Raw genomic sequence first — 13,649 nt, 5'->3', positions numbered from 1 at the left:
AGGATGCCCGTCGCCCCGATCACCTGGCAAAGGGCGGGCCGCCCGCAAAAGGCGTCGGCCGTCCGCTCTCAGGAGCGGACGGCCGATCGGGTGGCGCTTTGTCAGACGTGCAGGACGCCGGAGCCGAGGGGGGCGGCCCTCACTCGGTGCCGCCGTAGAAGGCGGGCCTGGGCTTCATGTCCGTGGTGACGATGCGGCCCGTCTTCCGTGCCTCGACCGTCGCGTTGGAGATGACGGTCGCGGCGTAGCCGTCCCAGGCGGACGGACCGCTGGGCTCGTTGCCGACGGCGACTTCGGCGATCCACTCGCGGAACTCGGTGTCGAAGGCGTCCACGAAGCGGCCCACCCAGTCCGTGAGCACGGCCGTGTTGTGCTGACCGGCGGTGCGCACGCCCACCGCGGCCGGGTCGGGCAGCCGCACGAGGCCCTCCTCGCCTACGGTCTCGCACTGGATGTCGTAGCCGTACTGGCAGTTGACGAAGACCTCCAGGTCGATGCGGACACCCTTGGCGGTCTCGAAGAGCATGATCTGCGGGTCCTTGAGGTGCGCGAACCGTTTGCTCGTGGAGCGCGGCACAACCACCTGGGCGGAGACGATCTCGTCGTCGAGGAGCCAGCGCAGTACGTCGATCTCGTGGACCGCCGAGTCGAGCGCGGCCATGTCGGTGTGGTACGACTCGGGCACGGTCGGGTTGCGGTGGGCACAGTGCACCACGAGCGGCTCGCCGATACGGCCGGAGTCGATGACCTGCTTCATCTGGCGGTACCCGGCGTCGTAGCGGCGCATGAAGCCGACCTGGACCAGGCGGCGGCCGTGGGCACGCTCGGCCTCGACGATGCGCAGACAGTCCTCCGCGGTCGTCGCGAGGGGTTTCTCGCAGAAGACCGGCTTGGCGGCGGCTATCGCGTTCAGTACGTGCTCGGCGTGGGTGGGGCCCCACGAGGTGACGAGCACCGCGTCGACGTCGTCCGCCGCGACCACGGCAGCGCCGTCGGGCAGGACACGGGCGCCGGCCCTCGCCGCCGCCTCCTCGGCGCGGGTGGGGTCGATGTCGGTGACTGCGGTGACCTGGGCGCCGGTCACGGTCTCGGTGAGCCTGCGGATGTGTTCCTGACCGATCCAGCCGGCCCCGATCACTCCTACGCGTACGGTCATGGGGGTTTCCTGATCCTCGGAAGTGCGGGGGCGGGATGACGTCGGTCGTCAGCTGGAGGTGGGGAAGTTGAACCCGGCTGTGACCTGCTGCTTGGGCTGCGGCCAGCGGCTGGTGACGACCTTGGGCCGGGTGTAGAAGCGGATGCCCTCGGGGCCATGGATCGGGGAATCGCCGATGAGGGAGTCCTTCCAGCCGCCGAAGGAGTAGTACGACATCGGGACGGGCACGGGGACGTTGATGCCGATCATGCCGATCTTGATCTTGCGCTGGAAGCGGCGGGCGGCTTCGCCGGAGGCGGTGAACAGGGCGGTGCCGTTGCCGTAGGGGTTGGCGTTGATGAGGTCGATGGCCTGGTCGAGGGACTCGGCGCGGACGATCGCGAGGACCGGGCCGAACAGCTCCTCCTTGTAGGCGTCCATCTCGGTGGTGACGTGGTCGAGGAGGGAGGGGCCGGTGAAGAAGCCCTCCTCGTGGCCGTCGATCTTCAGGCCGCGGCCGTCGACGACCACTGTCGCGCCCTGCGTGGCGGCAGTGCCGACGGCGTTCTCGACGCGCTCCTGGGCGGCCTTGGTGACCAAGGGACCCATCTCGGTGCCGGGCACATCGCCGGGGCCGACCTGCACATCGTTTGCCTTGCGGGTGAGGATCTCGACCAGGGCGTCGGCCGCGTCACCGACGGCGACGGCCACCGACACGGCCATGCAACGCTCACCGGCGGAGCCGTAGGCGCCGGCAGTGATGTGGTTGGCGGCGAACTCCAGGTCGGCGTCGGGCAGGACGACGGCGTGGTTCTTGGCGCCGCCCAGGGCCTGGACCCGCTTGCCGTGCGAAGTCGCCTGCTCGTGCACGTACTTGGCGATGGGGGTGGAGCCGACGAAGGAGACGGCTTCGACGCCGGGGTGGGTCAGGATGGCGTCGACCGCGTCCTTGCCGCCGTGGACGACGTTGAAGACGCCGTCGGGCAGACCGGCCTTCTTGTACAGCTCGGCGACGAAATTGGCGGCGGAGGGGTCCCGCTCGGAGGGCTTGAGGATGAAGGTGTTGCCGGTGGCGATCGCGACCGGGTGCATCCACAGCGGCACCATCGCCGGGAAGTTGAACGGCGTGATGCCAGCCACCACACCGAGCGGCTGGCGGAAGTCGTGCACGTCCACGCCACGCGAGACCTGGTCGGAGAAGCTGCCCTTGAGGACATCGCCGAGGCCGCAGACGTATTCGACGACCTCGCGGCCGCGGGTGATCTCACCGCGGGCGTCGTCGACGGTCTTGCCGTGCTCGGCGGAGATGATCCGGCCCAGCTCCTCCTCGTGCTCCACGAGCAACTGGCGGAAGGCGAACATCACCTGGACGCGCTGGGAGAGCGAAGAGTCCTGCCACGTCTCGAAGGCGGCACTCGCTGCCTGGACGGCGGCGTCGATGTCCGTGCTGCCGCCGAGGACGACACGGGCCTGCTCAGCGCCGGTGGCCGGGTTGAACACGGGCTGGGTGGCGGTGGCGGCGCCCTGAGTGGGAGAGCCGTTGATCCAGTGCGGGATGGTGGTCATGGGAGGCACGTCCTTACAGGTAGTGGCGCTGGGCCTGCTTGTGGGCGGCGTAGGTCTCATACGCCGTGCGGGTGGTGTCGAGGGCAGAGGTCTGGCTGACGGGGACGTCCCACCAGCCGTGGCCGGGCGGGTTGGGTCCGTAGAGGTCGGTCTCGACGTGCACGACGATGGTGCGGGTGGCCGCCTTCGCCTTGTCCATCGCGGAGCGGAATGCCTCGACGGAGGTGGCGTGCAGGACGTCCGCGCCGAGCGAGGAGGCGTTGGCCGCGAGGTCGACGGGCAGGACGTCGCCGTCGAGCTGGCCGGAACCACCGTCCCGGTAGCGGTACTTGGTGCCGAAGCGCTGTGAGCCGAGCGACTCCGACAGCGAGCCGATCGACGCGAACCCGTGGTTCTGGACCAGGACGATGATCACCTTCAGGCCCTCGGAGACCATGGTCACGATCTCCTGCGCCATCATCAGATACGAGCCGTCACCGACCAGGACGACGACCTCGCGCGAGGGATCGGCCATCTTGGCGCCGACACCGGCGGCGACCTCGTAGCCCATGCAGGAGTACGCGTACTCCACGTGGTATGCCTTCGGGTCTCGGGCCCGCCACAACTGCTGCAGGTCACCCGGCATGGATCCGGCCGCGTTGATGACCACGGCACGGTCGTCCAGGACGTCGTTCAGCGCGCCGAGGATCTGGGTCTGGGCGGGCAGGTCACCGGTGTTGCGTTCCGGGGCGAAGCAGGTCTCCTCGATCTCCCGTGTACGGGCGATCAGTTCACGGGTACGACGGCGGTAGGACTCGGCCACCTCCCAGCCGTCGAGCGCGCCGACGAGGGCCTGGATACCGAGCCGGGCGTCGGCGACCAGGGGCTCCGCCGAGTGCTTGACGGCGTCCAGGCGGGCGACGTTGAGGTTGACGAAGGTGACGTCCGGGTTGCCGAACACGGTGTGGCTGGCGGTCGTGAAGTCCGAGTACCGGGTGCCGACACCGAGAACCACATCGGCCTCGCGAGCCAGCTCGTTCGCCGCGTAGGAGCCCGTCGAGCCGATGCCTCCCACCGCGTAGGGGTGGTCCCACGGCACCGCGCCCTTGCCGGCATGCGTGTCGGCGACCGGGATCCCTGTGGCCTCGGCGAAGGCCCGCAGCACGGTCTCGGCCCCGGAGTACACGGCACCGCCGCCGGCCACGATCAGCGGCTTCTTCGCAGTGCGCAGCAACGCCACCGCCCGCTCGACGGCGGCGGGCTCCGGCACCGGGCGGCCCACATGCCACACCCGGCGCCGGAAGAAGGAGAGCGGCCAGTCGTACGCCTCGGCCTGCACGTCCTGCGGCAGGGCGAGGGTGACCGCACCGGTCTCGACCGGGTCGGTCAGCACCCGCATCGCCGCGAGTGCGGCGGGGACGAGTTGTTCGGGGCGCTGGATGCGGTCGAAGTACTTGGAGACGGCGCGGAAGGCGTCGTTGACGGTGACGTCCCCACCCCGTGTGTCCTCCAGTTGCTGGAGCACCGGGTCGGCGGCGCGGGTGGCGAACATGTCCGAGGGCAGCAGCAGGACCGGGATCCGGTTGGTGGTGGCCAGCGCCGCACCGGTGATCATGTTGGTGGAGCCGGGGCCGGTGGAGGCGGTGCAGGCAAAGGCCGCCAGCCGGTCGCGCATCTTGGCGTAGGCGACCGAGGCGTGGACCATGCCCTGCTCGTTGCGGGCCAGGTAGTAGGGCAGGTCGGCCTCGCCGGTGGTGGCGGCCTGGAGGAGGGCCTGGCCGATGCCGGCGACGTTGCCGTGGCCGAAGATGCCCCACACGCCGGGGATCAGCCGCTGCTCCTGGCCGTCGCGCTCGCTGTACTGGGCGGCCAGGAATCGGACCAGGGCTTGGGCGGTGGTCAGTCGGACGGTGTTCATCGGTCGTTGAGTCCTTCGAAGGGGAGCCGGTCGTCGACGTCCTGGGCGTCCCAGGTGGTGCGCACCCACCCGTGTGCCGGGTCGTCGCAGATCAGCCAGGCGCGGTCCTTCCCGGCACCGGCCATGACGTTGAGGTAGTACAGGTCGTAGCCCGGCGCGGCGATCGACGGACCGTGCCAGCCGTGCGGGATCAGCACCGTGTCGCCGGAGCGGATCTCGGCGAGGACGTCGATGGGGCGCTCGGGAGTGCCGTAGACCCGCTGATAGCCGAAGCCGTTGCCGTCGCCGGAGACCTCGAAGTAGTAGATCTCCTCCAGCTCCGACTCCTGGCCCGGGCGGGCTTCGTCGTGCTTGTGCGGCGGATACGACGACCAGTTCCCGCCGGGCGTCAGTACTTCACACACCAGCAGTTGCTCGGCCTCGAAGGTGCCGGGCAGGCAGTAGTTGTTGACCTGGCGCGAGCACGCCCCGGCGCCGCGGAGCTCCACCGGGACGTCCTCCTTGCGCCCGTACCGAGCCGGTTGACCTCCCCGCTCGGTACGGGCGGAGGGCAGCGCGAACCTTCCCCCGTGCGCGCTGCTGATCAGGGCTTCCGACTCGCGAGGGAGGTACGCGAAGTCGGTGGCGGAGGCGAACACGCCTGTCCGGCCGGCTAGTTCGAAGACCGTGCCGTCCGTGGTGACGGTGCACGAGCCCGTCAGCGGCAGGACCAGGAACTCGGAGTCTCCGGTGGACAGGGCGTGTGCCTCACCGGGCTTCAGGGTCAGGATCCTGAGCCCGGAGTATCCCCAGCCCGCCGATTCCGGCGTGACCAGGAGGTCATAGGGGCCGTCGCCCGAAGTCCCCTTGGGAAGGTGGTACTTGCTCGTCCCGCTCACAGCAAGCTCACCGCCTTGTCCACCGCGCCGGCCACATCACCGTTGGACGGGTAGAGCAGGGAGCGGCCGACGACCAGGCCCTGCGCGGTGGGCTGCTTGAGCGCCTTGCCCCACGACGCGAACGCCGCATCCGCGTCCTTCACCTCACCGCCCAGCAGCAGCGCCGGCAGCGTCGAGGAGGCCAGGACGCGCTCCATGTCCTCGACGACGGGCAGCTTCAGCCAGGTGTAGGCGGTGCGCCGGCCGAGCCCGGAGGCGATGGTGATCGACTTGATGACGGCGTCGGTCGACAGGTCGTTGCGGATCTTGCCGTCCTGCCACACGGACAGGAACGGTTCGACCATCGCGATCAACTGCCGGTCGTTGAGCTCGTTCACGGCCTGGGCCGTGTTCTCCAGGACGGAGGGGGTGGCCGGGTCGCCCAGGGCGATGCGGGTGAGCATCTTGCCGCCGTCGAAGTCCATCTGGGCGATCGTCTCGGCGTCATAGCCGGTGAACCGGTCGTCGATCTCGAACACGGACCCTGCCAGCCCCGCCCGGTTCATCGAGCCGAACACGCTCTTGCCGTCCAGGACGCCGAGCAGCAGCAGGTCCTCCAGGATGTCCGCGGTGGCCAGGACACCCGTCACACCCGGCCGCTCCAGGGCGATGCACATGCGGTCCAGGAGTTCGAAACGGTCGGCCATGGCGTTGGGATCGCCGCCGACACCGTTGGCGCCGCGGGCCGGGTGATCGGCGGCGATGATCATCGCCTTGCCGTGCTCGCCCAGCAGCGAGGTCGCCTTCACACGGCGGGCGGCGGCCGCCTCGACGGCACCGGGGTTCTTCACCCGGTCGTCCACGATCCGGCTCAGCTTCTCAGACGGCACGGGGCACCTCGTCCAGCTTGGCGTTGACTTCGGTCTCGGTCGGCATCGCCTCCGAGCAGGCCAGTCGGCCGGCCACGATGGCCCCGGCGGCATTGGCAAAGGACACCGTGCGCCGGGTGTCCCAGCCGGACAGCAGCCCGTGGCACAAGGCGCCGCCGAAGGCGTCACCGGCACCCAGGCCGTTCACGACGTCCACGCTCACGGGCGGGATCTCCGTGGCCGTGCCGTCCCGATCCATGGCCAGGACGCCTTTGGGGCCCTGCTTGACCACGGCCAGCTCCACACCAGCCGCGAGGAGCGCCTTCGCGGCGGCGTACGGCTCGCGCTCACCGGTGGCGACCTCGCACTCGTCGATGTTTCCGACCGCGACGGTCGTGTGCCTCAGCGCTTCCCTGTAGTACGACCGCGCCTCGGCGGGGTCGGCCGAGGCTGTGCTCTTCCAAAACATCGGCCGCCAGTCCAGGTCGAACACCGTCGTCCCCGCCTTGGCCCGGTGCTGCAGACCGGCAAGCGTCGCCGAGCGGCTCGGCTCCTCGCTCAGCCCGGTCCCGGTCATCCAGAAAACGGAAGCCTCGCGCACCGCTGCCAGGTCCAGTTCGTCGGGCTGGATGTCCAGGTCAGGAGCCTTGGGAAGGCGGTAGAAGTACAGCGGGAAGTCATCCGGCGGGAAGATCTCGCAGAACGTCACTGGAGTCGGCGCGATGTCCGAGGTCCCCACGAAACGCGAGTCCACGCCGTAGCCGTCCAGCGCCTTGCGGACGAAGTCCCCGAACGGGTCCCGGCCGGTCTTCGTGATCACCGCGGCCGAACGGCCGTACCGAGCCGCTGCCACCGCAACGTTCGTGGGGCTGCCACCCAGGTACTTGCCGAACGAGGTGACGTCCGCCAGCCCCACACCCGTCTGGAGCGGATACACGTCCACTCCCACACGGCCAATGGTCAGCACTTCGAATGACATCAGGCTGGCTCCCCTTCGCTCCGGAGCCCCGTCGTGGAGGCCGGCGCAGATGGCGACGGATGGATTTAGAGCGCTTTAAAACTGGCTCTAAGTCCAGAACCATGCCGCCAGGCAAATGTCATGTCAATAGGTTGCTGCAGCGAGGTTTCACCCACCCGCCGACTCGGGCACCGCAGGACTTCTCGACCAGCCCGTCGACTCCCCAGTAGACCGCCGCTCAAATCGCCATTTGCATATGCGTTTGAGCGGCGTTCACCTTGCACGTGACCGGCGTCACTTGAAATGGATCTCACCATTTGAGACGCTTCGGCCTCGCGGTGCCCGACTCCACCCCTTGCGGGCATCTCGACGCGTGTTCGATCTCCACTCAACGCAACCCCGGCACCGAGCATCGCCTACCCTCTGCTATCTTTCAGTTGCACTTGGTGATCATTGAGGGGTTCTCTTGGCCGCCCAAGCAACGCTGCCGGGGGATCCGGCACGGCTGTCACGTTTGGAGCAGGTGTCTCCTGACCTGGCCGACGACTACATGACGATCGAACTGCTGGCAGCGGGTCTGGCGGGGATTCAGGCCAACCAGCAGAAGGCGCTGTGGAGCTCCGCTCAGCCTTCCAGCGACGCCATGGGTTTTCCCCCGGCATGGAAGGCCGGTGTAACACGCCTGCTTTGGCGGGCGTTGGAGGACGGCTGCCGCGAGGTGCGCTCGCATGCGGATGTCTTCCGCTTGTGCCGCGTGCCTCTCGGGCAATGGCCACTTGCTCTGTGGGTCGCTCAGAGCGACTCCGGACTCCTTCTGATCGAGAGCGGTCGACCGTCGGCCTTTGCCGAACAAGCCGCGCGGCTCCTGCTGTCCAAGGACCCCGAAGCGGAGCTGGTCGAGAACCGGTGCTACGAGCTGATGATCACCGTGGCCGACCGTAACGGGGAAACCGAACAGGAGGTCCAGAACAACTACGTTCAGCTCCGGGGCTTTCTGACGAAGCACGCGGTCGCCTCCGACATCGACCTTTTGGGTCTACTACGGGCCTTCCCCGCCAAGGACGCCAACGGGCAGCCGTGGGTGAAGCACTGGTTCAGTCAGTGCTACCGGGCTCAGCCGGCCAGCGGCGCCGTCGTACTCAGCTTCTGCGACGGCTGCGAGAACCCGGTCTCCGGTCAGCGTGGCTGTGGCACGCCGGGCTGCAGGGGCGGTCCGGTTGCCCGAACTGTGGACATCATGTCCGAATACTTCGTGCAGAACAGGGCCGTTCGGCGCCGCCGAGGACCGCGAGGGTGCCGCGCAGGGGCGGCGCGTCGCCGGGGGCGGAAGGTGGCGGCTCCTTCGCTGCTGGTGACCCAGCTCATCTCCAGCGTGTCGATGAACCGTTCGTCCGCGGCGTCCTGGAAGCCGTCTGTCTCCTCGCCGGTGAAGGATGAGGTCTTGTGGAGCACGATGCGGGCGGGCGCGGTGTGGTGTTCGCGCCGGTAGGCGTCCAGTGCCTGGAGCAGGAGGGCGTGCGCGTCGGCGCGCGCCAGGTGGTGGCTGGCGGTCGGTGCGGCTGATCCGTGCCGGTCCTCCGCGCACGATCACTCCGTCCCCGCGTTCGTTGAAGACCTGGGCGACCGAGGTGTTCAGGGCGTTTCCGTCGTCGCTGCGGTAGAACGCGATGCCGACGTAGCAGGTGGTGAGATCGGTGGGGCTGCGCAGGAGGCGCCAGGGGACGCCGCCGGCCTTGTAGTAGAGGGCGACGTGGAGGTTCCAGGCGCGGCTGGCCTCGTCCTGTCGGCTGTGGCCCTCGGGCGGGCGGGTAGCTTCGTCCCAGGTGCTGCGCCGGATGATCTGGATGGGCTGGCGCAGGTTCAGCAGCCGGGCTTTGAGCAGGTCGTGGAAGTTGGCGAACTGGCCCAGCGGCGGATCGTCAGGGGCGTTCTCCGAAGGATCACCGGATGCGTCCGGATGACCGGATGACCGGCCGACCGTCTCGACGAGTTGCTCAGGTCTGGCGACGAGGAGGACATCGACCCGGTTCTCGTCGGCCAGTGCCCTGATCTCTTCCGCGTAGACGCTCACGGCCGTGGTCAGAGCAGCCGGGCCGTCGGCGGTTTCAATGGCGCGGAGGTCCCGGCTACTGATCGCGCGTGTGTTCCGGTCGCTGAAGACCAGGGTGGTGTGCAGACCGCGGTCGGTGTCACATCCGGGGAATTCCGGGAACAGATGCGGGTACTGCTCGTCCTTGGCCGCGATCGGCTCCCGGCAGCGCTCCAGCCACCGGCGCAACCCCTCGAGTTGGTCCGCCGGGCCGACCAGGCCGACACGGATTGCTCGGGGAGCATCAGCCGCGCCAAGATCGGCGGGACCGTAGTTCGTGATGCCGAACCTCGGATCGATGTGCCGGGCCGCGCCGCCGAATTCCAGCTCGGGTTCATCAAGGATCACGGAGTACATCACTGGCCTCGCCTCGCGCTGTTCGTTCCTCCCCGACGGGACGTCCGTCGCCCTGCGGACCTGGCCTTGTTTCCGGGGCTTCTTCGTCGGGGAGCGCCGGCGTCGCCATCACTGTCCCCGTCCTGGAGCAGACTGAGAAGATCCTGGGTGTCCGCGTCCGCAGCGGCTAGCACGGTGTCCAGGCTTTCCTGTCCCCCGGCGGACGGGCCCTGGTCGTCCGCCGGTGCGGCGCCGGACGGAGCCGGCCCCCACCACCGGTCGTCGATTCCCCGGTCCACAGTCATGGTGGCGAGTTCGCCGAACTGTACGGGCCGTGGCTCGGTGAACAGATCGGCGTCCTGGAGGTAGTTGGCCCACACACGGGTCCCCCCCCGGACCGCTGGGTGCCGGTCCAGGCGTTTAATCCCCGCGAGCAGCCGGTCCGCGTACGGGTGCTCGGTGTGACCGTCGGTAGTGAAGCGTACTGCTGGGCCGCCTGTGCCACCTGATCGAGGACGGTCAGCCCATCATCCCCAGCCACCGAATGCATGAGGAGCGCTGTGGCCAAGCGCAGCGGAAGGCGTGCGACACGGGATGGCTGGATGACCGGATCCAACCAGCCGATTTTCTTCATCTAGTCAACGAAATGGGCCGGATCTGTCGCCACTTGACCCATCAGCGGGCCCCAACCCAGCCCTGACGAGCGCACCGTAACGGCGCGAGCCCACGTCACGGTTGCGTAAACCCGGTTTTTTCTTTCTTGACGCACGAAAAAACACGGGACACACTCCCGTCATCCGCAGGTAACCGGTCGAGCCGCACCGACCCTGCTCACGACGGATGGAGCCACTTCATGGTGCGACGTCGCAACCGACTGACGTCACCGCACTCACGCTGGAGGCACCAGGGATGAGCCCCGCCCCGATTCCCTTCTCGGACCTCGTCAGTGAGCAGACCCGCGCGGAGATCTTCGCCACCGTGCTCACCGTCGGCCCGCTCTCGCGCACCCAGCTCGCCCAGCGGCTGGGCCTGGTGCCCTCCAGCGTCACGCGCATGCTGCCCCCGCTGCTGGAGCACGACTACCTGCGCGAGACGGACGCCGTGCCGCAGGGGCGGGGCCGGCCGCAGAAGCTGCTGCACGTCAACCCCGACAAGCACGTCGTGGTGGGCATGAAGATCGGGCCCGGGCAGGTGTCCGGTGTGGTCACCGACATGGCGGCCAATGTGCTGGCCAGGGCCGAGCAGCCGATCGCCGACTGCCGCCCCGAGACCGCGCTGTCCGCCGCCGCGGCCCTGACCTCGGGCCTGCTGGAAGAGGCCCCGCAGGCGGCGGACCGGGTCCTGGGGGTCGGGGTGGGAGTCAGCGGTCACGTCGATCCCGCCGCCGGTGTCTGCCGTTACTCCGCCCTGCTGGGCTGGACGAAGGTTGACGTCGCGGGGCCCCTGGCGGCGGCGACGGGCCTCATGGTCACCGTCAACAACGACGTCAACACCCTGGTTGTCGCCGAGCGTTGGTTCGGTGCGGGCCGGGACGTGGACTCCTTCGCCGTCGTCACCGTCGGGCCCGGCATCGGCTGCGGTCTGCAGCTGGGCGGCAGCCTGTATGCGGGCACCAGCGGCATGGCGGGCGAACTCGGCCACCTGCCGCTGGACCCCGCCGGCCCGATGTGCAGCTGCGGACGCCGGGGCTGCCTGGAAGCGCTGGCCGGCGACCGTGCCGTACTGCGGCACATCCAGGACGGCGGCATCACCGACTGCACCACCATCGCGGACGCCATCGCCCTCGCCCGCGGCGAGCACTCCGCCGCCCGCACCGTGGCCCGCGCCGCCTTCGCCGAGGTCGGCGCCGCGCTCGGACGGGGCCTGGCGGGGCTGTGCAACCTGCTCAACCTGCAGAAGATCATCATCGCTGGGGAAGGGGCCGTGGCCCACGACCTGTTCGGCCCGGCCATGCAGCAGGCGCTCGATGCGCACGCGTTCTCCGACGCGGCGCGCGACTGCCAGATCCACATCGACCCCGTCACCCACGACCTGTGGGCGCGGGGCGCGGCCTGCCTCGTCATTCGCGAGGCCGTCGGCGCCGCCATCTCCTGACGACCGCCCGACTGGTCATCACCCGGCTGACAGCCACTCGACCGACCACCACCCGGCCATCCCCGCTCCCGCTCGCCCTCCCCCCGACACGAGGTTCAACCGTGCCCCTGAACACGCCCGCCGACACCGCCGCCTGGTGGAAGGACGCGGTGGTCTACCAGATCTACCCGCGCTCCTTCGCCGACTCGAACGCGGACGGCATCGGCGACCTGCAGGGGATCACCGGGCGTCTGGACTACCTCGCCCAGCTCGGCGTGGACGTGCTGTGGCTGTCGCCGGTCTACCCCTCCCCCCACGACGACAACGGCTACGACATCAGCGACTTCCAGGGCATCGACCCGCTGTTCGGGACGCTGGCCGACTTCGACCGGCTGCTGGCGGGGGTCCACGAGCGCGGCATGAAGCTGGTCATGGACCTGGTCGTGAACCACACCTCCGACGAGCACGCCTGGTTCACCGCCTCCCGCGACGGCGGCCCGGACGGCCCGCGGCGCGACTGGTACATCTGGCGTCCGGCGCGCGAGGGCATGCAGCCGGGCACGCCGGGTGCGGAGCCGAACAACTGGGGGTCGTGGTTCTCCGGCCCGGCCTGGACGTTCGACGAGGCGAGCGGCGAGTACTACCTGCACACCTTCTCCCGCAAGCAGCCCGACCTGAACTGGGACAACCCCGAGGTACGGCAGGCCGTGCACGCCATGATGCGCTGGTGGCTGGAGCGGGGTGTGGACGGCTTCCGCATGGACGTCATCAACCTCATCTCCAAGGACCCGGCCCTGCCCGACGGGATCGTGCCCGACGGCGGCCGCTACGGCGACGGCACGCCCTTCTACGTCTGCGGGCCACGCATCCACGAGTACCTCGCCGAAATGCACCGCGAGGTGTTCGCCGGCCACCCGCGCAGGCTCCTGACCGTCGGCGAGATGCCCGGCGTCACCATCGACGAGGCCAAGCTCTTCACCGACCCGGCGCGGCGCGAGCTGGACATGGTCTTCCAGTTCGAGCACGTCGCCCTGGACCACGGGCCCAGCAAGTTCGACGCCCGCCCGCTGAAGCTCACCGACCTCAAGGCCAGCCTCGGCCGCTGGCAGATGGGCCTGGCCGAGAGCGGCTGGAACAGCCTGTACTGGAACAACCACGACCAGCCGCGGATCGTCTCCCGCTTCGGCGACGACAGCGACCCCGTCCTGCGCACGCGCTCGGCGACCATGCTGGCCACCGTCCTCCACTTGCACCGCGGCACCCCGTACGTCTACCAGGGCGAGGAACTGGGCATGGCCAACGCCCCGTTCGCGTCGATAGACGACTTCCGCGACATCGAGTCGCTCAACCACTACCGCGAACAGCGCGCCCTCGGCGTGCACGAGGACCGGATCCTGGCCGGGCTGCGCTCCCGCGGCCGCGACAACGCCCGTACGCCGATGCAGTGGGACACCACCGACCACGCCGGGTTCACCGCCGGCCGGCCCTGGATCGCGGTCAACCCCGACCACACCCGCGTCAACGCCGAGGCGCAGCTCGCCGACCCCGACTCCGTCTTCCACCACTACCGGCGTCTGATCGCCCTGCGCCACACCGAACCCGCCCTCGTCGACGGCGACTTCCGGATGCTGCTCCCCGACGACGAGCAGGTCTACGCCTTCACCCGCTCCACCGCCACCACCGAACTCCTCGTCCTGGCCAACTTCACGGGCCTCCCCGTCCCCGTCACCGTCCCCGACGGCTGGCAGAACTCCGAACTCCTCATCGCCAACGYCGCCGCGACCGACCCACTGGCCACCCACCACACCCTGCAGCCGTGGGAGGCACGCGTCCACCGCCGTACCACCGCCACCTGACCACCGTAAGCCC

9 protein-coding genes are annotated in these 13,649 nt (G+C 69.2%); 3 read left to right on the top strand and 6 right to left on the bottom strand.

Annotation, left to right across the window (positions count from 1 at the left end; translation table 11 throughout):
* Positions 1-139: 139 nt before the first annotated feature.
* The 6 genes from CA983_RS03035 to iolC are packed head-to-tail and all read right to left on the bottom strand — an operon-like array spanning position 140 to position 7,303.
* Complete coding sequence (locus CA983_RS03035; RefSeq protein ID WP_086599315.1) at positions 140-1,156, bottom strand: Gfo/Idh/MocA family protein; 1,017 nt, start codon at positions 1,154-1,156, stop codon at positions 140-142.
* Between the two features lie 48 nt (positions 1,157-1,204).
* Positions 1,205-2,701, bottom strand: coding sequence for a CoA-acylating methylmalonate-semialdehyde dehydrogenase (locus CA983_RS03030; RefSeq protein ID WP_086599314.1), 1,497 nt, complete (start codon positions 2,699-2,701; stop codon positions 1,205-1,207).
* Positions 2,702-2,714: 13 nt separating this feature from the next.
* Positions 2,715-4,598, bottom strand: a complete 1,884-nt coding sequence (gene iolD / locus CA983_RS03025; RefSeq protein ID WP_086599313.1) for a 3D-(3,5/4)-trihydroxycyclohexane-1,2-dione acylhydrolase (decyclizing) — start codon at positions 4,596-4,598, stop codon at positions 2,715-2,717.
* The gene (gene iolB, locus CA983_RS03020) at positions 4,595-5,476 is read right to left on the bottom strand and encodes a 5-deoxy-glucuronate isomerase (RefSeq protein WP_086599312.1); all 882 of its coding nucleotides are present in this window, start codon (positions 5,474-5,476) and stop codon (positions 4,595-4,597) included. The genes iolD and iolB overlap by 4 nt, the downstream gene beginning before the upstream one ends.
* Positions 5,473-6,345, bottom strand: coding sequence for a Cgl0159 family (beta/alpha)8-fold protein (locus CA983_RS03015; RefSeq protein WP_086599311.1), 873 nt, complete (start codon positions 6,343-6,345; stop codon positions 5,473-5,475). Before CA983_RS03015 ends, iolB begins: the two co-directional genes overlap by 4 nt.
* Positions 6,335-7,303, bottom strand: coding sequence for a 5-dehydro-2-deoxygluconokinase (gene iolC, locus CA983_RS03010; protein WP_086599310.1), 969 nt, complete (start codon positions 7,301-7,303; stop codon positions 6,335-6,337). The genes CA983_RS03015 and iolC overlap by 11 nt, the downstream gene beginning before the upstream one ends.
* 445 nt (positions 7,304-7,748) lie before the next feature.
* Here iolC and CA983_RS03005 point away from each other — a divergent pair, with 445 nt between their 5' ends.
* The 3 genes from CA983_RS03005 (at position 7,749) to CA983_RS02990 (ending at position 13,636) form a co-directional block, all read left to right on the top strand.
* Positions 7,749-8,771 (top strand): pPIWI_RE_Y domain-containing protein, encoded by a 1,023-nt coding sequence (locus CA983_RS03005; protein WP_143645440.1) that lies wholly within the window; start codon positions 7,749-7,751, stop codon positions 8,769-8,771.
* Between the two features lie 1,845 nt (positions 8,772-10,616).
* Positions 10,617-11,801: an ROK family transcriptional regulator gene (locus CA983_RS02995; protein ID WP_158101824.1), complete on the top strand. Its 1,185-nt coding sequence runs from the start codon at positions 10,617-10,619 to the stop codon at positions 11,799-11,801.
* A gap of 101 nt (positions 11,802-11,902) precedes the next feature.
* Positions 11,903-13,636, top strand: coding sequence for a glycoside hydrolase family 13 protein (locus CA983_RS02990; RefSeq protein WP_086599306.1), 1,734 nt, complete (start codon positions 11,903-11,905; stop codon positions 13,634-13,636).
* Positions 13,637-13,649: the final 13 nt, after the last annotated feature.

Source organism: Streptomyces swartbergensis, from assembly GCF_002148965.1.
GTDB classification, from domain to species: domain Bacteria; phylum Actinomycetota; class Actinomycetes; order Streptomycetales; family Streptomycetaceae; genus Streptomyces; species Streptomyces swartbergensis.
The sequence above is the reverse complement of the archived record's forward strand: the minus strand, read 5'-3'. Positions and strand labels throughout refer to the sequence as shown.